This is a genomic window from Paraburkholderia sp. A1BS-2L, assembly GCF_051125205.1.
In the GTDB taxonomy this organism is placed as follows: Bacteria; Pseudomonadota; Gammaproteobacteria; order Burkholderiales; family Burkholderiaceae; genus Paraburkholderia.
Window position 1 is genome coordinate 2492465 of record NZ_CP120428.1, and the last position, 19749, is coordinate 2512213.

17 protein-coding genes are annotated in these 19749 nt (G+C 67.7%); 10 read left to right on the top strand and 7 right to left on the bottom strand.

Features of this window, described 5'->3' with window-relative positions; all coding sequences use genetic code 11:
- Window positions 1-2 precede the first annotated feature (2 nt).
- Window positions 3-1505 carry a CoA transferase gene (locus P5W98_RS11325; protein WP_421024608.1) on the bottom strand — a complete coding sequence of 501 codons (1503 nt, stop codon included), beginning with the start codon at window positions 1503-1505 and terminating at the stop codon, window positions 3-5.
- Window positions 1506-1629: 124 nt separating this feature from the next.
- On the opposite strand from P5W98_RS11325, the gene P5W98_RS11330 reads away from it, so the two are divergent.
- A complete protein-coding gene (locus P5W98_RS11330; RefSeq protein WP_421024609.1) occupies window positions 1630-2895 on the top strand; it encodes a citrate synthase in 1266 nt (421 codons plus the stop codon).
- 7 nt (window positions 2896-2902) lie between these two features.
- On the opposite strand, the gene P5W98_RS11335 is transcribed toward P5W98_RS11330, so the two are convergent.
- Window positions 2903-3280, bottom strand: a complete 378-nt coding sequence (locus P5W98_RS11335) for a DUF2917 domain-containing protein (RefSeq protein ID WP_421024610.1) — start codon at window positions 3278-3280, stop codon at window positions 2903-2905.
- A 248-nt stretch (window positions 3281-3528) separates the two neighbouring features.
- Between P5W98_RS11335 and P5W98_RS11340 the strand changes: the two genes are divergently transcribed.
- From P5W98_RS11340 to P5W98_RS11350, 3 genes are all read left to right on the top strand, one after another.
- Entirely contained in the window at window positions 3529-4983 is a 1455-nt protein-coding gene (locus tag P5W98_RS11340; protein ID WP_421024611.1) for a PLP-dependent aminotransferase family protein, read from the top strand.
- A gap of 130 nt (window positions 4984-5113) precedes the next feature.
- Window positions 5114-6562, top strand: coding sequence for a multidrug transporter subunit MdtD (mdtD, locus tag P5W98_RS11345; protein WP_421024612.1), 1449 nt, complete (start codon window positions 5114-5116; stop codon window positions 6560-6562).
- Between the two features lie 271 nt (window positions 6563-6833).
- On the top strand, window positions 6834-8102 hold the full coding sequence (locus P5W98_RS11350; RefSeq protein ID WP_421024613.1) for an EAL domain-containing protein: 1269 nt from the start codon (window positions 6834-6836) through the stop codon (window positions 8100-8102).
- Between the two features lie 39 nt (window positions 8103-8141).
- Here P5W98_RS11350 and P5W98_RS11355 read toward each other — a convergent pair whose 3' ends face one another.
- Complete coding sequence (locus P5W98_RS11355; RefSeq protein WP_421024614.1) at window positions 8142-9242, bottom strand: sigma-70 family RNA polymerase sigma factor; 1101 nt, start codon at window positions 9240-9242, stop codon at window positions 8142-8144.
- Window positions 9243-9447: 205 nt separating this feature from the next.
- On the opposite strand from P5W98_RS11355, the gene clpP reads away from it, so the two are divergent.
- Window positions 9448-10092: an ATP-dependent Clp endopeptidase proteolytic subunit ClpP gene (clpP, locus tag P5W98_RS11360; protein WP_421024615.1), complete on the top strand. Its 645-nt coding sequence runs from the start codon at window positions 9448-9450 to the stop codon at window positions 10090-10092.
- 295 nt (window positions 10093-10387) lie between these two features.
- Here clpP and sodB read toward each other — a convergent pair whose 3' ends face one another.
- Complete coding sequence (gene sodB / locus P5W98_RS11365) at window positions 10388-10966, bottom strand: superoxide dismutase [Fe] (protein WP_421024616.1); 579 nt, start codon at window positions 10964-10966, stop codon at window positions 10388-10390.
- Between the two features lie 288 nt (window positions 10967-11254).
- Window positions 11255-12625 (bottom strand): exodeoxyribonuclease VII large subunit, encoded by a 1371-nt coding sequence (gene xseA, locus P5W98_RS11370; RefSeq protein WP_421024617.1) that lies wholly within the window; start codon window positions 12623-12625, stop codon window positions 11255-11257.
- Window positions 12626-13226: 601 nt separating this feature from the next.
- Between xseA and lpxK the strand changes: the two genes are divergently transcribed.
- The 5 genes from lpxK to P5W98_RS11395 all read left to right on the top strand — a co-directional run bounded on the left by lpxK (window position 13227) and on the right by P5W98_RS11395 (window position 17089).
- Window positions 13227-14297, top strand: a complete 1071-nt coding sequence (lpxK, locus tag P5W98_RS11375; protein ID WP_421025258.1) for a tetraacyldisaccharide 4'-kinase — start codon at window positions 13227-13229, stop codon at window positions 14295-14297.
- Window positions 14278-14517: a Trm112 family protein gene (locus tag P5W98_RS11380; RefSeq protein WP_421024618.1), complete on the top strand. Its 240-nt coding sequence runs from the start codon at window positions 14278-14280 to the stop codon at window positions 14515-14517. Before lpxK ends, P5W98_RS11380 begins: the two co-directional genes overlap by 20 nt.
- Window positions 14518-14519: 2 nt before the next feature.
- Entirely contained in the window at window positions 14520-15323 is an 804-nt protein-coding gene (gene kdsB, locus P5W98_RS11385) for a 3-deoxy-manno-octulosonate cytidylyltransferase (RefSeq protein ID WP_421024619.1), read from the top strand.
- Between the two features lie 180 nt (window positions 15324-15503).
- A complete protein-coding gene (gene adk, locus P5W98_RS11390) occupies window positions 15504-16166 on the top strand; it encodes an adenylate kinase (RefSeq protein ID WP_421024620.1) in 663 nt (220 codons plus the stop codon).
- 164 nt (window positions 16167-16330) lie between these two features.
- Window positions 16331-17089: a 3-hydroxyacyl-CoA dehydrogenase gene (locus P5W98_RS11395; protein WP_421024621.1), complete on the top strand. Its 759-nt coding sequence runs from the start codon at window positions 16331-16333 to the stop codon at window positions 17087-17089.
- 95 nt (window positions 17090-17184) lie between these two features.
- On the opposite strand, the gene P5W98_RS11400 is transcribed toward P5W98_RS11395, so the two are convergent.
- Together P5W98_RS11400 and murJ are read right to left on the bottom strand one after the other, a co-directional pair.
- Window positions 17185-18024, bottom strand: a complete 840-nt coding sequence (locus P5W98_RS11400) for a SirB1 family protein (protein ID WP_421025259.1) — start codon at window positions 18022-18024, stop codon at window positions 17185-17187.
- A 5-nt stretch (window positions 18025-18029) separates the two neighbouring features.
- Entirely contained in the window at window positions 18030-19580 is a 1551-nt protein-coding gene (murJ, locus tag P5W98_RS11405; RefSeq protein ID WP_421024622.1) for a murein biosynthesis integral membrane protein MurJ, read from the bottom strand.
- Window positions 19581-19749: the final 169 nt, after the last annotated feature.

A 19749-nucleotide genomic window follows, 5' to 3' on the forward strand; every position in this document is an offset into this window, starting at 1 on the left:
CCTCACGCGGCCCACTGCGGCGCATCGGTCCCGATCGGCACGCTCGGGCGCGCGTAGAACGCCGGCGTGCGGTCGAGCCGCTCGGCACTGGCCACCGCGCGCACGCGTCCGAACGGCGTATCCATCTCCTCGAAGCTATCCGCGAGGTCCTGTGCGCGCAGGTCGGGCACGCGCTGGCCTTGCTCGAGCATGCCCATCGTCTGCAGCCAGCGGCCCGTCTGCGCGAGCGAGACGCGCACGTGCCAGCTGCCGCCTTCCTGCGCGCGCCGCGCGAGTGCGACCATCGCCCCGAAGGCGGCGAGATAGCCGGTCGCGTGATCGAGCGCCTGGCAAGGCAGCGGGCGCGGCGCATCGAACGGCTTATCGAACCGCTTATCGAGCGATGCCCCGGCCGACGCATCAATCTGCGCGCCCGGCATGACGCCGCCGTGCGCGGCCGCCACGCTCTCGATCCAGACGATCCCGCTCGCCGACTGCACGAGGCTGTCGAAGCCACGCCGCTCGCGCCACGGTCCGCGATGCGAGTACGCGCTAATCGATACGCACACGATGCCGGGCCGTTCGCGCGCGAGCGCCTCGGGCGCAAAACCGTGCGCTGCCAGCGCGCCGGGCCGGTAGCCTTGCAGGAACACATCGGCGTCGCGCACGAGCGCGTGCAGTTGCGCGCGGTCCTGAGCCTCGCGCAAGTCGAGCGTGGCCGAGCGCTTGCCGCGCCCGTTGTCGATCACGAGCGGCGCGATATTGGGCAGATGCGGGCCGTTGACGAGCAGCACGTCGGCACCGTGATGCGCGAGCACGCGCCCCGCCACCGGCCCCGCGATGATGCGCGTGAGGTCGAGCACGCGCACGCCGTCGAGCGGACGCGCACCGGGCCGCTGCGTGAGCGCGCCACCATCGCCGCGACCATCACCATCGCCGATGCGCTCGATTTCAATGAGCGGCAGGCGCGCCACGGCCTGCGCCTGTTCGAGCGCGGCCCATTCGCGCGGCGTGCGCACGAGCGCTGCGCACAAGCCCGCCTGCGCGAGCGCTTCGTCCAGCGCGGCGCCGTCCCAGTGCGTGCGGATCGCGTGCGCGACGTCGTCGCGGCGCTCGCCACAGCCGAGCACGCGCAGGATGCCCTGCAGATGGTGCGCGAAGTTCGCATGCAACTGGATCCAGCGGCCATCGCGCGTTTCGAAATAGCCGGTGACCGGATGGCGCAATTCGAACGGCGCGCCGCCATCGACGCTCAGATAGCGCTCGCTGCGAAACGCCGCGAGCGCACGGCGCACATCGATGCCGACGCGCTGCCCGGGGCCGCCGCGCAGCTGGTGAAAGCGCGCGGCCGCCAGCCCCGCCGCGCCGATGCTCGCCGCCGCCAGGGTGCCGACGCGAAACACCGAAGGCAGGCCGGGATCGTCGCCTTCGATGTCGACCGTGTCGAGCGCAGCCTGGTGCGCTGCGGCGCTGTCGTGAGGATGGGCCAGCATCCAGAGGTGCTCGAGCGCGTCGCGGGGTGTCATGGCTTGCGTCCTGTATGGGTCAGGGGAAGATGGACCGAGGGTAAGTGCGCGCTCGTCATCGAATCAATCTTGATTATGATGATCAACATAGATCGATTTTTCCGGTTTCGCGAGGCGCGCCACTATGTCCAGCTATATGACCGCGGCCGAAGCCGCCGCTGCGCTCGGCATCAGCCGGGCCACGCTCTATGCCTATGTGAGCCGCGGCATGCTCACCTCCGTACCCGCCGACGATGCCAACGGCAGCGCGCACCCGCACGAACTTCCAAGCCGGCCCCAATCGCGCCGCTACGCCGCCGCCGAAGTTCGTCGCCTCGCGCGCCGCAAGGCCGACGGCAAGCGCGCGGGCAAGGTCGCGCAGAAGGTGCTCGATTGGGGCGTGCCGGTGCTCGAATCGTCGATCACGCTGATCGCGGACGGCAAGCTGTTTTATCGCGGCCAGGACGCCATCGCGCTCGCGCGCCATGCCTCGCTCGAAGAGGTCGCGGCGCTGCTCTGGGAATGCTCGCCGCGCCGCGTGCTCGAAGCGAACGCGGCGCCGATCGCCGTCGCGCAATGGTCGGCGTGGCTCAAGCTCTGGAGCGCGCATTCGCCGCTCGAACGCGCGCTGGTGCTGCTGCCGTCCGCCGCCACGCAAATGCCGCGCATCTGGGCCCAAGGCCGCGACGCGCAACTCGAAACGGGCACGCAACTGATGCGCTTGCTGGCCGCCGCGCTAGTCTGCACGGCCCCGTCCAGCGAACCGCTGCACCGCCAGCTTGCGCATGCATGGGCCGTGCGCTCACGCGCGCAGGCGGAACTGCTGCGCGCCGCGCTCGTGCTGTGTGCCGACCATGAGCTCAACGCTTCGGCATTCACGGTGCGCTGCATCACCTCGACGGGCATGCATCTATTCGGCGCGGCGGCGGGCGGACTCGCCGCGCTCGGCGGCCCGAGCCACGGCGGCGAGACCACGCGCGTGGCGGCGCTCTTCGACGAAGCCGCCCACGCCGACGATCTGCACCGCTATCTCGCGCAGCGGCTCGCGGCGGACGAGTTCGGCGCAACGCCGAAGCTGCCGGGCTTCGGGCATCCGCTCTACCCCGACGGCGATCCGCGCGCCCGGCTGCTGCTCGACATGCTCGCGCAGCATGCGAGCGCCCGCTCGCCGATGGACGAAGTCGACGCGCTCGCACACGCCGTGGCGGAGACCACCGGTGCGCGACCCACGCTCGACTACGCGCTGGCAGCCATCGAGCGCGTGCTCGCACTGCCGCACGGCGCGGCGTTCACGCTGTTCGCGGCGGCGCGCGTGACGGGCTGGATCGCCCACGCGCTGGAGCAGAACGCCGATGGCCGGCTGATCCGGCCACGCGCCCGCTATATAGGCAAATTCGGCGACGAGCGTTGATGCGCGCTCAGCCGGCGGTGCGCGCGCCCCACTGCAACCGCGTCGAGCGCTCGCGCAGCGCCTGGGCCAGCCATCCCGCAAACCCGCGCGCACCTTGCCCGTGCGGCAACGCAGCCGGCGCCGCCCGCATATCGCGCGCCTCGTTTGCCGACGCCCCGCCGAGTGCGAGCATGAAGCGCGCCCCTGCGCGCCCCGCGCTCAAGCACGCGCGCGCGCCGGCAGGAAGGCGAATCGACTCGCCGGCACGCAGCCAGTAATCGCCCGCGTCGCCGCCAAGCGTGAGCCAGAGTTCGCCCTCGCTCACATGCAGTTGCATTGCCTGCGCGAGCCGCCAAGTCTCGGCGGGCTCGCCGTGTTCCAGTTCGAAAATTCGGATTTCGCGCATTGCCGTGCTCCTTGACGATAACTCGCGGGCCGGCGCCCCCCCCCGCCGAAGCGAGACGGATCGCTTGTAACGGCGGCTTGAAGGGCCTTCCCGGTTGGAGCATTATTGCGGTCAGCGCGGGGCAATCCCATGCACAATTCCGAACAGTTCACCCGGAACTGTGCAGCCGAAAAACCGAACACTCGATCGTCCCCCAGCCGTCTTCACGCAACGCCCGGGCAACCCCGGCCGCTCCCAGCGAGGCCCGCATGAAACTCGAACTCGACCGCGCCAGCGGTGTCCCGCTCACCGACCAGATCGTCGCCGGCGTGCAGACCTGGATCCGCTCGCGCGGCGCGCACCCGGGCGCACGTCTGCCCTCGATCCGCCAGTTCGCCGCCGATTACCGCATCAGTCGCTTTCCGGTGATCGAGGCCTACGACCGGCTGGTCTCGCTTGGTTATCTCGACTCGCGGCACGGCTCGGGCTTCTACGTGAGCGAGCACGCGCGGCTCGGGCTGTCCGGCATGGGCACCTGCGACCTCTCGAACGCCGCCGACGAATCGGGCCACCTGCTCACCCAGCTCAACCGGCCCGGCGAAACGCTGCAGCTCGACAGCGGCTCGATCCCGCAGGCGTGGCGCGATATCGACGCGCTCGGCCAGGCGATCCGTCACGTCTCGCGCACCAACCCGTCGAGTCTCGTCGACTACGGCTCGCCGCTGGGCGACGCCACGCTGCGCGAGCATCTGCGCAACCGGCTCGCGCCGCTCGGCATTGCCGCCGACGCCCAGCAGATCCTCATCACCGAAGGCGCGAGCGAGGGCATCGACCTCCTGATGCGCTACATGCTCAAGCCCGGCGACACCGTGTTCGTGGAAGATCCGGGCTACTTCAATTTGTACGGACTGCTGAAGCTTCACGGCGTGCGGATCGTCGGCGTCACGCGCACGACGAGCGGGCCCGATCTCGAGCATCTGCATGCGCTGCTCGCCCAGCATCGCCCGCGCGCGTTTTTCATCAACACGGTGTTCCACAACCCGACCGGCACCATCGTCTCGCCGCCGGTCGCGTTCCGCCTGCTGCAGCTCGCGCGCGAGCACGGCTTCACCATCGTCGAGGACGACATCTACGCCGACTTCCAGGCCGAGCCCAGCGACCGGCTCGCCGCGCTCGACCAGTTCGAGCACGTGATCTACGTGGGCGGGCTCTCGAAGACGCTCTCCTCGTCGCTGCGCATCGGCTATGTGGTCGCGAATCCGGCGATCGTGCGCGACCTCGCCTCGATCAAGGCGCTCACGAGCCTCGGCGGCTCGCGCTTCACCCAGGCCGTGGTGGCCACGCTGCTCGAGCGCGGCGCGTACCGCAAGCACCTGGAGCGGCTGCGCCGCCGTCTGGCCGAAGCGCTCGGCACCGCCTCGCGCACGCTGGAAGACCACGGCTGGGCATTGTTCGCTGGGCCGCTCGCCGGATCCGCCGGGGCGCCAGGCGGCGCTCGCGCTTATGCACAGAGCGGCGGCAAGTTCATCTGGGCGCGCGTGCCCCACGTGGACGACTCGGCCCGGCTCGTGCCCTGCGGCGAGCCGTTCGGCGTGAGCGCGTCGCCAGGCAGCCACTTCCGGCCCCACGGCGAGCCGAGCCCCTGGCTGCGCATCAACGTGGCGTTCGCGCTGGACCCGCGCGCGCAGGCGTTTTTCGCGGCGGCCGCGCGTGTTCCAGGGTAATTCACCCCGCTCACCAGGCCCCGGCCGTGCCGCGTTTGCCGTATCGCGCAACGGCAGCAGCACGCCGCCGCGACGCCGGGTTCACTACAATGGCGGCTGCCAGCCACCGCCTGCGCGCCCGCGTTCTCCCATGCCCGAATCCGCCGCCCCGTCCAGCCCCACCTCTACGCCGTCCGCCCGCAAGTTGTCCGTGATGCTGTGGCTCGTCGCCACGGGCTTCTTCATGCAGACGCTCGATTCGACCATCGTGAACACGGCGCTGCCCGCGATGGCCGCGAGCCTCGGCGAATTGCCGTTGCGCATGCAATCGGTCGTGATCGCGTATTCGCTGACGATGGCCGTGATGATCCCGGTCTCCGGCTGGCTCGCCGACAAGCTTGGCACGCGGCGCGTGTTTCTCGGCGCGATCCTCGTCTTCACGATCGGCTCGCTGCTGTGCGCGAGCGCGCACACGCTGAACCAGCTCGTGCTCGCGCGCATCGTGCAGGGCGTGGGCGGCGCGATGCTGCTGCCCGTGGGACGCCTCGCCGTGCTGCGCACGTTTCCGGCGGAACGTTATCTGCCCGCGCTCTCGTTCGTGGCGATCCCGGGCCTGATCGGCCCGCTGATCGGCCCGACGCTCGGCGGCTGGCTCGTGCAAATCGCCTCGTGGCACTGGATTTTTCTCATCAACGTGCCGGTGGGCGTGGCCGGCTGCATTGCCACTTTCATCTTCATGCCCGACAGCCGCAATCCCGACACGCCGAAATTCGACGTGCCGGGCTACCTGTTGCTCGTCACGGGCATGGTGACGATCTCGGTCGCGCTCGACGGCCGCGCCGAGCTGGGCATCCCGCAGGCGATCGTACTGGTGATGCTGATCGTCTCGCTCGCGGCATTCGTGGCGTACGGGCTGCACGCGGGGCGTACGCCGCGGCCGATCTTCTCGCTCGAGCTCTTCAAGATCCACACTTTCAGCGTGGGGCTGCTCGGCAACCTGTTCGCGCGCATCGGCAGCGGCGCGATGCCGTACCTGATCCCGCTGCTGCTGCAGGTCGCGCTCGGCTACACGCCGTTCGAAGCGGGCCTCATGATGCTGCCGGTGGCCGCAGCGGGCATGTTCTCCAAGCGCCTCGTCACGTATCTCATCACGCGCCATGGCTACCGGCGCGTGCTCGTGACCAATACCGTGCTGGTGGGCCTGATGATGGCGAGCTTCACGCTCGCCACGCCGGCCGAGCCGCTGTGGCTGCGCATCGTGCAGCTGGCCGTGTTCGGCAGCGTGAACTCCATGCAGTTCACGGCGATGAACACGCTCACGCTCAAGGACCTCGGCATGGGTGGCGCGAGCAGCGGCAACAGCCTCTTTTCGCTCGTGCAGATGCTTTCGATGAGCCTCGGCGTGACAGTGGCGGGCGCGCTGCTCACGACCTTCACCGGCCTGATCCGCCATGCGAGCGGCTCGAACGTGATTCCGGCATTCCACGCGACTTTCGTGTGCGTGGGGATCATCACGGCAGCCTCGTCGTGGATCTTCGCCCAGCTCTCCGACGACGTGCGCCGCACGGCAAAGAAGACCGACCCATCAGAACGCGCCTGATAACACCGGGACGCCGCGGCGCGCCGTCTTCCCGTTCAATGCCCGCTGCGCACCGCAGCGGTGCACACGCGCCGCGCGAGTGCGAAGCCGCCTCGCGCACCGCGTCGAAACGGGGCGCCGAAGGGGCGTCGAAGCGCGTCTCGACATAGCCGATATCCCGCCTGCATGGCCCGAGCCGCCATGTGTCGGAATGAGCATACTTTTTGCACTGTTATCTTGTAATGTAAACTCGAGATTCGCGCGCGACCTGTCGCGCGCACCACCCAGTTCCATGACCAGCATGATCGACCTCGATCCTCCCGGCTTTCAGTCGCGCCCCGTCGCGGGCGAAGAAGGCGCGCGACGCACCGTGCTCTACGGCGGCTACACCGTGTTCAGCGTATTCCAGCCGGTATTCTCGGTCGCCCACCGCCGCGCGATCGGTTACCACGCTTCGCTGCGCGCGCACGATGAGCATGGCGGCCAGGTGCCGTCGCAGGAGGTATTCACGCAGGCCGCGCGCCGCGGCGATCTGCTCGAACTCGGGCGGCTCGCGGAATCGCTGCATCTGGGCAACTTCAACGCCTTCGACTCGCACGACGAATGGCTCTTCCTGAGCCTGCACCCCGCCGCGCTGATGGACACGAGCTATGGCGACGCACTGCTCGCGGGCATCAAGGCGCTGGGGCTGCAGCCCCAGCGCGTGGTGCTGGAAGTTTCGGAGCAGGCGGGCGGCGAGAATTCGCGCTTCGCGGAGATCATCGACACGTTGCGCAAGTCGGGCTTCGTGATCGCGCTCGACGGCTTCGGCGCCAAGCATTCGAACATCGACCGCGTGTGGCAGCTACGGCCCGATATCGTCACGCTCGATCGCAGCCTGCTCGCCCAGGCGAGCCGCCATGCGCATATCGAGCGCGTGCTGCCGGGACTCGTCTCGATGCTGCACGAGTCCGGCCAGCTGGTGCTGGTGGGCGGCCTCTCGACCGAGCGCGACGCGTTGATCGCACTCGAAAGCAACGCCGACTTCGTGCAGGGCGCGTACTTCGCGCGCCCCGAGGTCGAGCCCGTGCCGCCCGCCACCGCCGCGCGCCTGATGGACGATCTCTCCGCGCGCCTGCGCGAGCGTGTGAGCGCGCGCGAGAAGACCCAGTGCGCGCGCCTCGCGCCCTATGTGAAGGCGCTCGAAGCGGCGGCAGCGCAGCTCGCTGCGGGCGCGAGCATGGCCGATGTCTCGCAGCCGCTGCTCGGTCTCGCAGACACCGCACGCAGCTTCTTGCTGGACGCCTCGGGCCGCCAGATTGGCGACAACGTGCTGCCCGACGTGCGTGCGACGCCTCGCGCCAAGCGCTTCAGGCCGCTCCTGCATTCCGAAGGCGCGAGCTGGGAGCGCCGGCCCTATTTCATCGGGGCCATGAAGGCGCCCGGCAGCGTGCAGTTCACGCCGCCCTATCTCTCGATCAACGAAGCCCACCTGTGCGTGACCGCCTCAGTCGCCGCCCAGACGGCGCATGGCCTGCAGGTGCTGTGCGTCGACATCAACTGGGACGCCGCTTCCCGGTAGCCTCGCGCGGTAACCTTGCGCAAATCCTGCGCACTCAGCTCAGGCTGGCGCGAGCGATCGGGCGATCCCGGCGAGCAGTGCGCGCACCGCCGCCCCTCCGAACGCCCGGTTGGCCGCCCGCAAGGCGCTCCCGCCCGCCGTCGCGGCCACGCAGACCACAGGAGCGGCGCGCCCATCGTCGCCCAAGCCGACGTGCAGCCACGCGACCAATTCACCGTCCTCCGCCACCAGCACGACGCCAGGCTCGCCGTCGAGCGAGAGCGTCTCCGCGCGCAGGCCGCGTAGCGGCGTGCCCGCGATTCCAGCCTCTACCTCAGCGCCGGCGCGCGGCATCATCGAGCCTGATGCTGCATTCATCGCCGCACTCGCCGCCGCACTCGCCGCCGCACTCATCGTCGCGCCCGCCACCGCCAGCGCCGTCGCGGTCACGCCCAGCAGATCCATCAGGCCCACGCGGTCCTGCGCGTGGAGCACTTCGCGCAGCCGCTCGACGGTGAGCGCGTGCTGCGCCGCGTCGGCGGGCGCCAAGGGCCTGGCCGCCTGCTCGCGCACCAGCCGCACCCGCGCACGGCGCACGATCTGTCGGCAATGCACGGGGGTGCAGCCCGTGAGCGCGGCGATCTCGGCATAGTCGCAGTCGAACGCCTCGCGCAGCACGAAAACGGCCTGCTCCAGCGGCCCGAGCCGCTCCAGCAGCATCAGCAGCCCATCCGCGAGACGCGCGGCACGCAGGCCCGCTTCCTCCGCCGAAGGCGCGGCGGCGTCGAGCCACGGCGCAGCGCCGGGCGCTTGGCGCTCGCCCGCGCGCTCACGGCGCTGCTTGCGCAGGCGATCGATCGCGAGACGCACCGTGGCCGTTGCAAGCCACGCCTGCGGCACGCGCACCGCCTGAGCATCCGCCTCGCGCCAACGGAACCACGCGTCCTGCACGACGTCTTCCGCCTCGGCGCGGCCGCCCAGCACGCGCATGGCCAACGCCAGCAGCCGCGCGCGCTCCTGGTCGAAGACGGCAGCGCGGCGACCCTCGCTCCATGCGCCGCCTTGCCTGCTGGACGGCGCGTCGAACCCCACCTCGCCCCGAAGGGGCTCGCGCGCGTCGCGCAGATCCCGCACGCCAACTTCGTCGATCACCTGGGTCATTCGCTTCGCTCCTTGTTGCACCGCCTTGTACTGCTTCGCCCGCGCTACGTGCGCTCTCGCCCCCAAGACGACCGCGAGCGCGCCGATGTGACAGTCTCGCGCAAAAAAATTTTCGTCACACGCAACGCGCGCCGGGAGTCTTGGGGAAGGAACCGCGCCACCGCGCCGCCCCCCTCCACCCACTTACCCCAAGGCGAGGAATTTCATGCATCCGACCGTCCAGCATCACGCAACCTTTGCGCCGCGCGCGCTCAACCTCGTGCCGACCGTCATCGAAACCTCGGGGCGCGGCGAGCGCGCCTACGACATCTACTCGCGCCTCTTGCGCGAGCGCATCGTGTTCCTGGTCGGGCCGGTGACCGAGCAGACGGCAAGCGTCGTCGTCGCGCAGTTGCTGTTTCTCGAAGCCGAGAATCCTGAAAAGGACATCAGCCTCTACATCAACTCGCCGGGAGGCTCCGTGTACGACGGCCTCGCGATCCACGACACGATGCAGTTCGTGAAGCCCGACGTCGCCACGCTATGCACTGGCTTCGCGGCGAGCATGGGCTCATTTCTGCTAGCCGCCGGCGCACCTGGCAAACGCTTCGCACTCCCGAACGCACGCATCATGATCCACCAGCCCTCGGGCGGCAGCCAGGGCACCGCCGCCGATGTCGAGCTTCAGGCGCGCGAGGTGCTCTATCTGCGCGAGCGCCTGAACACGATGCTCGCCGCGCATACGGGCCGCGACATCGCGCAGATCGAGCGCGACACCGATCGCGATCACTTCATGTCGGCGGCGGCGGCGGCCGAATACGGGTTGATCGACCGCGTGCTCACGTCGCGCGGCGATGCGGTGCTGCGCTAGGGAATGAGACGTCCGGTCTTCACGCGAGCGGCACTGCGAGCCAGGCTGCAAGCACGCCCTTGTACTGAACTGAACGATGCAATGCATCGCTCGAAAAGCGGTGCCGCCACATGGGATAAGTGCGCTCGACGCAGGAAGCGCTCGACGCGCTCGCGTAACTAACGCGTCGAAGAATGTCGAAGCGCGTCGCGACGGCGCTGCAAACAAAAAAGCCCTCAATGCGAATCGAGGGCTTCTTTTTCTGCGCCATTCGAATCGAACGGCGCACAAGCGAAACTGGTCGGACTACTGCGCTTTACGCGAAGTTCTTCGCAGCGAATTCCCAGTTTGCGATGTTCCAGAACGCTTCGACGAACTTCGGACGCGCGTTGCGGTAGTCGATGTAGTAAGCGTGTTCCCACACGTCGATCGTGAGGAGCGGCTTGGCGTCGGTCGTGAGCGGCGTGGCGGCGTTGCTGGTCGACACGATGTCGAGCGAGCCGTCTGCCTTCTTCACGAGCCACGTCCAGCCCGAACCGAAGTTGCCGACTGCAGCCTTCGCGAAGGCTTCCTTGAACGCGTCGAAGGAGCCCCACTTTGCGTTGATCGCGTCGCCGAGCGCGCCCGACGGAGCGCCGCCGCCTTGCGGCGAGAGGCTGTTCCAGAAGAACGTGTGATTCCAGATCTGGGCCGCGTTGTTGAACACGCCACCCGACGACTTCTTGACGATCTCTTCGAGCGAGAGGTTTTCGAACTCGGTGCCCGGAATCAGGTTGTTCAGATTCGTGACGTAGGCCTGGTGGTGCTTGCCGTAGTGGAACTCGAGCGTTTCTTCCGACATGGTCGGAGCAAGAGCGTTCTTCGCGAACGGCAGCGGCGGGAGCGTAAATGACATGATGCGGTTCCTTCGTCGTGTTATGGGGAGTTCTGCGTAGAGTTCTGCAAATTCGCCGGCATGGAGCACTCGATTGTAGGCGAGTTGGAATAACCCCGCAAACGCTCGGACATTATGCCGATCATCGGTTATGCAGCGCTTTTGCGGCGCGGATTTCATGGCGATTTCGCGTCGCTTTTGTGTCGCTTGTAATGCGATGGCGTCGCGGTGATGTGGCTCTCCTGTGGCTATCGTGCCCGCATTCCAGCAAACGCTGCGCCCGCTGCTGCGCTCGTTGCTACGCTCGTTTCAAAAGTCTTCGGAAAGTCTTGGCTGCACGTCGGCGAGCGCGACATCGGCGCTGCCCTGGGCGAGATGCACGGTCAGGCGCTTGCCCGGCTTGAGCGCGCCCGGTGAGCGCACGGCCGCGCCGCTTTGCGCATCCAGCAGCGCCGCGTAACCGCGCTCGAAGGTGCGCTGCGGGCTCAGCACCTCGAGGCGCGCCGCGAGCCCCGCCACGCGCGCCGTTTCGCGCTCGCGCCCCCGCGCGAACGCGCTGTCGAGACGCCGCGCGAGCGACTCCACCTGCACGCGCTGCGCCGAGGCGTCGGGGCGCATGCGCCGCCAGCGCATCTGCGCGATATTGAATTGCGCGCGCGCCTGCGCCGTCGTGCGCGAGCCCGCCGAAGCAAGCCGGATCGCCAACTGGCGCAAATGCGCGCGCTGCTGCGCCAGCCGTTCGCCCGGCGAAACCAGGCGGCGCGCGAGCCAGTCGAGCTGTTGCGCGCGGCGCTCCATCAGCCTGCCGAAGCCCCGCGCGAGCGCGGCATGGCGCTGGTCCAGCTCGCGCAGCAGCAGCACGCGCTGCGGGCTCACGAGTTCGGCGGCGGCGGTGGGCGTGGGCGCGCGCACGTCGGCGGCGAAATCGGCGATCGTGAAATCGGTTTCGTGGCCCACGCCGCTCACCACGGGAATCGCGCTTGCTGCAATGGCGCGCGCGAGCGTCTCGTCGTTGAACGACCAGAGGTCCTCGATCGAGCCGCCACCCCGGCACAGCACGATCACGTCCACTTCCGCACGCGCGTTCGCGACGTCGAGCATGGCAGTGAGTTTTTCCGCCGAGCCCGCACCCTGCACCGGCGCCGGATAGACGATCACGGGAACGTGCGGCGCGCGGCGCGCGAGCGTCGTGAGCACGTCGCGCAGCGCAGCCGCCTGCATCGACGTAATCACGCCGATCGCGCGCGGATGGGTGGGCAACGTGCGCTTGCGCCCGGCGTCGAACAGCCCTTCGGCCTCCAGTTGCGCCTTCAGACGCAAGAACGCTTCGAAAAGACGCCCCTGCCCCGTGCGCCGGATCGCCTCGACGTTCAGCTGCACCTCGCCGCGCGGCTCGTACATCGTCACGAGCGCACGCACCTCGATGCGGTCGCCCTCGCGCGGCGTGAACTCGGCGTATTGCGCGCGGCCGCGAAACATCACGCAGCGCATTTGCGCCTGCGCGTCCTTGATCGAGAAGTACCAGTGCCCGCTCGCGGCGCGCGTGAAGTTCGAGACTTCACCCGAGATCCACGTGAGCGGGAACGAACGTTCGAGCATGGAAGCGATCGCGCGATTGAGCGCCGAAACCGGAACGACGACATCGCCGCCGGGCGCAGAAGAAAAGCGGTCGGAATTCATGAGCAAGACGTGAATGAACAGTGGGTTGAAAGCAAGGTCGAAACCCAACCCGGAAAATAGCCCGGACAGACGATAGACCGTTCGGGGTACGGCAGTCCAGCGGGAAGCGCTCCCATGAAACAAGGGCTACGAGGTGTCCACATCGACTCCGTCATGTGACATAGTTGCCGCAAATACGTAAAAAACGCTGAAAAAATACCCCATCCCATTGATTTACATACGGTTTTTATCTCAATAACAAAGAGTTACACCGATGAGATGGGCCACGAGCGGGCTTTTGCGCTCACCCGCGCCTTACTTTTCCACAAAGTTATCCACAGACGTGCTACGCATCGGCGAGCCGTGCTGGCGCCGCCGGATTCACGCCACCGCTTGGCCATGCAGCTTGCCGCCCGCCGCTCACCCGCGCTAGAGTGCCGGGTTCACGACGGCCCTTTCGCGACGCGATATGACACGACAGCGAGCCGTCCCTGCTTTCCCTGCGGCGCTTTTTACTTCTGGCTCCCGCGCCCGCTTCGAACTGGAGAACCGCTCCGATGTCCGTTCTGCCCGTCAGCCTCCGGTGCCTTTCGTACGCAAGGCCCGCATGCCGCACACGCCGATGAGCGGTCTCGTTGCCGATCTCAAGGCGCGCGCCGAAGCCGGCCTCGCGCACCAGTGGCAGCAGCGCGGCGCACTCGCCTGGGCGCTCGCGCCGCTTTCCGTTGTGTTCGCCGCCGTGAGCGGCGCACGGCGCGCGGCCTATGCCGCGGGCTGGCTCAAATCGGTGCGCGTGGGCGCGCCGGTCGTGGTGGTCGGGAACGTGACCGTGGGCGGCACCGGCAAGACGCCCACGGTAATCGCGCTCGTCGAGGCACTGCGCGCCGCCGGCTTTACGCCCGGCGTCGTTTCGCGCGGCTACGGCGCGAAAGTGCCGCGCCCCACGCCGGTGACGGCGGACACGTCCGCCCGCGCATGCGGAGACGAGCCGTTACTGATCGCGCGCCGCACCGGCGTGCCGGTCTGGGTCTCGCCCGATCGCGTCGCGGCGGCGCAGGCATTGTGCGCGGCACACCGCGACGTCGACGCAATCGTGAGCGACGACGGCCTGCAGCACTACCGTCTCGCGCGCGACTTCGAGCTGGTGGTCTTCGATCACCGGCTGGGCGGCAATGGTTTTCTGCTGCCCGCCGGGCCGCTGCGCGAGCCGCTCTCGCGCCAGCGCGACGCCACGCTCGTCAACAATCCGTTCGAGCGCGCGCTGCCCGACTGGCCGAACACCTTCGCGCTCAAGCTCGAGCCCGGCGAGGCCTGGCATCTCGCGAACCCCGCCCTGCGCCGGCCGCTCGCGCAATTCGCAGCGCAAGGCGCTGCGAGCGCGTCCGGCGCACCCGGCCAGCCGCCGCAGCGCATCGTGGCGGCCGCCGGCATCGGTTCGCCGGAGCGTTTTTTCGCGACCCTGCGTGCGGCGGGCCTCGCGCCGCAAACGCTCGCGCTGCCCGACCATTACGACTACGCGACGAACCCGTTCAGCGAGGTCGCGGCCGACGCCATCCTGGTCACCGAAAAAGATGCCGTAAAATTAGCGGCCTGGAACGACGCGCGCATCTGGGTCGTCCCCGTTGAAGCCGCGCTCGATCATCGCCTCATTACCCTGGTTGTGGAGAAACTCCGTGGACGCCCGTCTGCTTGAAATCCTGGTCTGCCCGATCTGCAAGGGCCCGCTCAGCTACGACCGCGCCGCGCAGGAATTGATCTGCAACGCCGACAAGCTCGCCTATCCGATTCGCGACGGCATTCCCGTCATGCTCGTCGACGAGGCGCGCCAGACCGTCGAAGGCACGCCGGTCGATCCGGCCGGCCCCTCCGGTTCAAGCGGCTCAAGCAGCTCAAGCAGCTCAAGCGACACCTGAGCATGACCGTGCCCGCGCAACCCTTCATCGCCGTCGTACCGGCGCGCCTCGCCTCGACCCGGCTGCCTGACAAGCCGCTTGCCGACATCGGCGGAAAGCCAATGGTCGTGCGGGTCGCCGAGCGCGCCCGCGCCTCGGGCGCGCAGCAGGTGCTGATCGCCTCAGACGCCCAGAGCGTGCTCGACGCCGCGCGCGAGCACGGCTTCGACGCGGTCATGACGCGCGCCGATCACCCCTCGGGCACCGACCGCCTAGCCGAAGTTGCAGAGCACTTTGGCTGGAGCGACGACTTAATTGTGGTCAACGTTCAGGGCGATGAACCGCTAATCGACCCCGCTTTGGTGTGCGACGTGGCGTCGCACCTCGCTGCGCACCCGGAGTGCGCGATCGCCACGGCGGCGCACCCCATCACCGCCCCCGACGAGATCCTGAACCCGAACGTGGTGAAGGTCGTGCTCGATGCGCGCGGCGTGGCGCTCTACTTCTCGCGCGCCCCCATTCCGTGGGCGCGCGACGCCTGGCAGCCGCACTGGTCACCGGCCCGCCTCGATCTGGCCGCCATGCCCGCCCCACCGGCCCCAGCGACCGTTTATCGGCATATCGGCCTGTATGCGTATCGGGCGAAATTCCTGCGCAGCTACCCCTCGCTCGCGCACTCGCCGATCGAGCAGGCCGAAGCTCTCGAGCAGCTACGCGCCATGTGGCATGGCGAGCGCATCGCGGTGCTCGTCACAGCCGAGGCGCCGGCGCCCGGCGTGGACACGCCCGCCGACCTCGCCCGCGTGCAGGCGCTATTCCGTCCTTAAGAGGGGTCGTGGGCCGAAAATCCCATGGCATAATCGGTTGTTTGCGCGAGCCGTCGAAGCCTTTGTGCGTGGGGGTTCCCCGACAAGGCCTGCCGAAGAGGAGACGCACGACGCCGCCGATGCCGCCCACGAGGGCCGCCGCCGCGCCGCAAGAATTTACATAGATCGGAGAAAGTTGAAATGCGTTTGATCCTGTTGGGCGCCCCCGGCGCGGGCAAGGGAACCCAGGCAAACTTCATCAAGGAGAAGTTCGGCATTCCGCAAATCTCGACGGGCGACATGCTGCGCGCGGCCGTCAAGGCCGGCACGCCGCTCGGCGTCGAGGCCAAGCGCTACATGGACGCGGGCGACCTCGTGCCCGATGCGCTGATCATCAACCTCGTGAAGGAACGCCTGCAGGAACCCGACTGCAAGAACGGCTACCTGTTCGACGGCTTCCCGCGCACCCTGCCGCAGGCCGAAGCCATGAAGCAGGCCGGCGTGGCCATCGACTACGTGCTCGAGATCGACGTGCCGTTCGACGAGATCATCGTGCGCATGAGCGGCCGCCGCGTGCACCCGGCGTCGGGCCGCACCTATCACGTCAAGTTCAACCCGCCCAAACAGGACATGGTCGACGACGTGACGGGCGAGCCGCTGGTCCAGCGCGACGACGACAAGGAAGAGACCGTGCGCAAGCGTCTCGACGTGTATGTCGCGCAAACGAAGCCGCTCATCGCCTACTACAGCGACTGGGCCCAGCGCGGCGAGGAAAACGGCATGAAGGCGCCGCAGTACCGCGCCATCGCGGGTCTCGGCAGCGTCGAGGAAATCCGCAACCGCGCGTTCGAAGCGCTCAAGTAAAACGTCTTTTGCCGGCCGCGCCGGGCGATCCCCGGCGTGACGCCGGCCTCCCCGTTCCGGCCGGTCCTCGTCCTTTTGCTCCTCTTAGCCGTGGAGTCGCGGGCTGACCCGTTGCGGGGTCACGCCGCAAGAAATTACCCATCGAGCAGCAAGGAGGAAGACAGATGCAAATCCGCGACAACGTATTTCTGATCACCGGCGGCGCGTCGGGCCTTGGCGCGGCCAGCGCGCGGCTCATCGCGGCCGAAGGCGGCAAGGTCGTGCTCGCCGACCTCAACGAGGAAGCGGGCCATGCGCTCGCGCAAGAACTCGGCGGCACCTTCGTGAAGTGCAACGTCGCAAGCGAGGAAGACGGCGCGCTCGCCGTGGCCGCCGCCACTGCGGCAGGCACCTTGCGCGGCCTCGTAAACTGCGCGGGCATCGCGCCCGCGGTGAAGACTGTCGGCAAGGACGGCCCGCACCCGCTCGACGCGTTCAGCAAGACCATTTCGGTCAATCTGATCGGCACTTTCAACATGATCCGCCTCGCGGCGGCGGCAATCGCGCAGACCGCGCCCAACGAGGGCGGCGAGCGCGGCGTGATCATCAACACGGCATCGGTGGCCGCGTACGACGGCCAGATCGGCCAGGCGGCCTATGCGGCCTCCAAGGGCGGCGTCGTGGCGATGACGCTGCCGATCGCGCGCGACCTCTCGCGCAACGGCATCCGCGTGATGACGATCGCGCCGGGCCTGTTCGAAACGCCGATGCTGCTCGGCATGCCCAAGGAAGTGCAGGACGCGCTCGGCGCCATGGTGCCGTTCCCGCCGCGCCTCGGCAAACCCAGCGAGTACGCGATGCTCGTCAAGCAGATCGTCGAGAACCCGATGCTCAACGGCGAGGTGATCCGCCTCGACGGCGCGATCCGCATGCAGCCGAAGTAAGCAGGCTCGCATCCGGCGTAAAAAAACCCGCGAACGAAAATTCGCGGTTTTTTGTTTGCAGAATTTACACAACGCGCGCCAGCGCGGCGCGCCGATCAATCGTTATCGAGCGTGCGCTGGCGCAGTTCCTGCAATTGCGACTCGACCACCATGGCGTCCTCGGCGTCGGGGCGCTCGTCGAGATAATGCTCGAGATCCTCCAGCGCGGGCCGCAGGTAATCCAGGCGCGCATACGCAAAGCCGCGATCGCGCACCTCCTCGATGCTCTCCGGCAACAGAATCACCAGCCGCTGCTGGATGCCGAGCAGGCGCTCCCAGCGCTCGGTCTGCAAGTACACCGATTTCAGGTTGCGCAGCATGCGCGCGACGATCTCGCGCCGCGTGGCCGGTTCGAGCAGCATGCGCAGCGCCCGCGCGACGGAGTCGCCCGCACTCGTCACATAGGGCTCGAGCATCTCGACCATGTCGGATTCGGTGAGCGTGCGACCGGTGGTGGGATCGAGCATGGCGTCGCCTTCGGGCAGCGAGACGCGCAGCAGGAAGTGCCCCGGAAACGACACGCCCTGCACCGGCAGCCCGAGTTGCCCCGCAATCTCCAGGTAGAGCACCGCGAGCGAAATGGGAATGCCGCGCCGACGCTTGAGCACGACATTCAGATGACTGTTATCGGGATCGAAAAAGTCGTTGAGATTGGCGCCGAAGCCCATCTCGCGAAAGAACACGCGGTTCAGAAACGTGATCTGCTGGCGCACGTCGATGCCCTCGGGCATGCGCTTTTTCACGCGCAGCGCCAACTCGTCGATTTCCGCGAGCGTGCCTTGCACGTCGAGGTCGGGGTAGGCGTCCTGCGCGATTGCGAGCGCCGCTTCGGTGAGCGGCAGGCTGTCGTCGTCGGCCACGAGTGCACTGAAATAATCGAGCACCCGCGTGTTCATCGTGATCACTTCGCGCGCCTCTTGAAGTATGCGTATTTGAAGCCCATCAACCAAAGCATACCGAAATATAGCGTGGCGAACAGCACGAGGCAGGCGGCGAGCAGCGCCATGCGCGCAAGCGGCTCATGATGCAAGCCGATCCAGTCGTAGCTGATCGCACACCAGTGCATCGCACCGGAAAGCACGAGGCATGCCCCGAGCAGCTGTACGAAGAAGCGGGTCCAGCCCGACGACGGCATATAGATGCCGCGGCGGCGCAAGCCGATGAACAGCAGCAGCGCGTTGATGCAGGCGCCGAGCCCGACCGAGAGCGTGAGGCCCGCGTGCGCGAAGATCGGCACGAAGACATAGTTGCCGATCTGCGTGGCGACCAGCACGCCCACGCCGATCTTCACGGGCGTCTTGATGTCCTGGCGCGCATAAAAACCGGGCGCGAGAATCTTGATGAGAATGAGCCCGATGAGCCCCACACCATAAGCGGTGAGCGCGCGGGCTGTCATGACGACCGAATTCGCGTCGAACTTGCCGTAGTGGAACAGCGTGGCCGTGAGCGGCTCGGAGAAGAAGAACAGCGCAACCGCCGAAGGCGCCGCGAGCAGGAAGGTCACGCGCAGGCCCCAGTCGAGCAGCGCCGAATATTCGTGCGGATCGGCATCGACGTGCGCTTTCGACAGGCTAGGCAGCAGGATCGTGCCGAGCGCCACGCCCAGCAGCGCGGTGGGGAACTCCATCAGACGGTCGGCGTAATTGATCCACGAGACCGCGCCCGCGCCCAGACGCGACGCAATGTTCGTATTGATGATGAGGCTGATCTGCGCGACTGACACCGCGAACATGGCCGGCACCATTTTCGCGAGCACGCGCTTGACGCCGCGATGCGCGAGCGCCTTGAGCGGATTGAGGCCGATGCGCGGCATCATGTCGATCTTCTTCAGCCCCGGCAGCTGCACGACGAACTGCAGCACGCCGCCGACGATCACGGCCCACGCGAGCGCAAAGACCGGCTGCTTCATGTGCGGCGCAAACGCCACCGCCGCCGTGATGAACGCCACGTTGAGCAGCACCGGCGCGAACGCGGGCAGCGAGAACTGCTTGTACGTGTTGAGCACCCCGGACGCGAGCGACGTGAGCGAGATGAACACGATGTACGGGAACATGATGCGCGTCATCGCGACGGCAAGTTGATACGCCTGGCCGTCGTTCTTCAGGCCCGTGGCCACCACCGTCACGACGAACGACGCCCCGACGATGCCCAGCACCGAAAGAATGGCGAGCGCCCACGCGAGCACCGTCGAAGTCGCATCAACGAGATCGCGGGTGGCGTCGTGCCCCTTCTGGCTCTTGAACTCCGCGAGAATCGGCACGAAAGCCTGCGAAAACGCGCCTTCCGCCGAAATGCGGCGCAGCAGGTTGGGGATGCGAAACGCGACGTAGAAGGCGTCGGTGTACTGGCTCGCGCCGAATGCGCGGGCAATCAGCGTTTCACGGGCCAGTCCGGTCACGCGCGACAGCAGCGTGAAGCCGCTGACCGTCAGCAGGGCTCGGAATAGATTCATGGGGCGCTTATTATACGGGTGCCGCCTGGTCCGTCGCCGCTTCGTTCCTGCTTCGTTCCTGCTTCGTTCCCGATAAGGGATGGCACGCCAGGCGCATCGCCGTTGCCACGCCCATGATTTCATTGCTATAATTCGCGGTTTCGAGTTTCACTGGCACTCGAGAATCGCG

Coding starts and splice junctions, on each gene's coding strand:
- P5W98_RS11355 (WP_421024614.1), bottom strand. CDS start 9,242: ATGACCCAGGTGATCGACGAAGTTGGCGTGCGGGATCTGCGCGACGCG.
- xseA (WP_421024617.1), bottom strand. CDS start 12,625: ATGAATTCCGACCGCTTTTCTTCTGCGCCCGGCGGCGATGTCGTCGTT.
- P5W98_RS11330 (WP_421024609.1), top strand. CDS start 1,630: ATGTCCAGCTATATGACCGCGGCCGAAGCCGCCGCTGCGCTCGGCATC.
- mdtD (WP_421024612.1), top strand. CDS start 5,114: ATGCCCGAATCCGCCGCCCCGTCCAGCCCCACCTCTACGCCGTCCGCC.
- murJ (WP_421024622.1), bottom strand. CDS start 19,580: ATGAATCTATTCCGAGCCCTGCTGACGGTCAGCGGCTTCACGCTGCTG.
- P5W98_RS11340 (WP_421024611.1), top strand. CDS start 3,529: ATGAAACTCGAACTCGACCGCGCCAGCGGTGTCCCGCTCACCGACCAG.
- P5W98_RS11395 (WP_421024621.1), top strand. CDS start 16,331: ATGCAAATCCGCGACAACGTATTTCTGATCACCGGCGGCGCGTCGGGC.
- P5W98_RS11350 (WP_421024613.1), top strand. CDS start 6,834: ATGACCAGCATGATCGACCTCGATCCTCCCGGCTTTCAGTCGCGCCCC.
- adk (WP_421024620.1), top strand. CDS start 15,504: ATGCGTTTGATCCTGTTGGGCGCCCCCGGCGCGGGCAAGGGAACCCAG.
- kdsB (WP_421024619.1), top strand. CDS start 14,520: ATGACCGTGCCCGCGCAACCCTTCATCGCCGTCGTACCGGCGCGCCTC.
- sodB (WP_421024616.1), bottom strand. CDS start 10,966: ATGTCATTTACGCTCCCGCCGCTGCCGTTCGCGAAGAACGCTCTTGCT.
- P5W98_RS11325 (WP_421024608.1), bottom strand. CDS start 1,505: ATGACACCCCGCGACGCGCTCGAGCACCTCTGGATGCTGGCCCATCCT.
- P5W98_RS11400 (WP_421025259.1), bottom strand. CDS start 18,024: ATGAACACGCGGGTGCTCGATTATTTCAGTGCACTCGTGGCCGACGAC.
- lpxK (WP_421025258.1), top strand. CDS start 13,227: ATGAGCGGTCTCGTTGCCGATCTCAAGGCGCGCGCCGAAGCCGGCCTC.
- P5W98_RS11335 (WP_421024610.1), bottom strand. CDS start 3,280: ATGCGCGAAATCCGAATTTTCGAACTGGAACACGGCGAGCCCGCCGAG.
- clpP (WP_421024615.1), top strand. CDS start 9,448: ATGCATCCGACCGTCCAGCATCACGCAACCTTTGCGCCGCGCGCGCTC.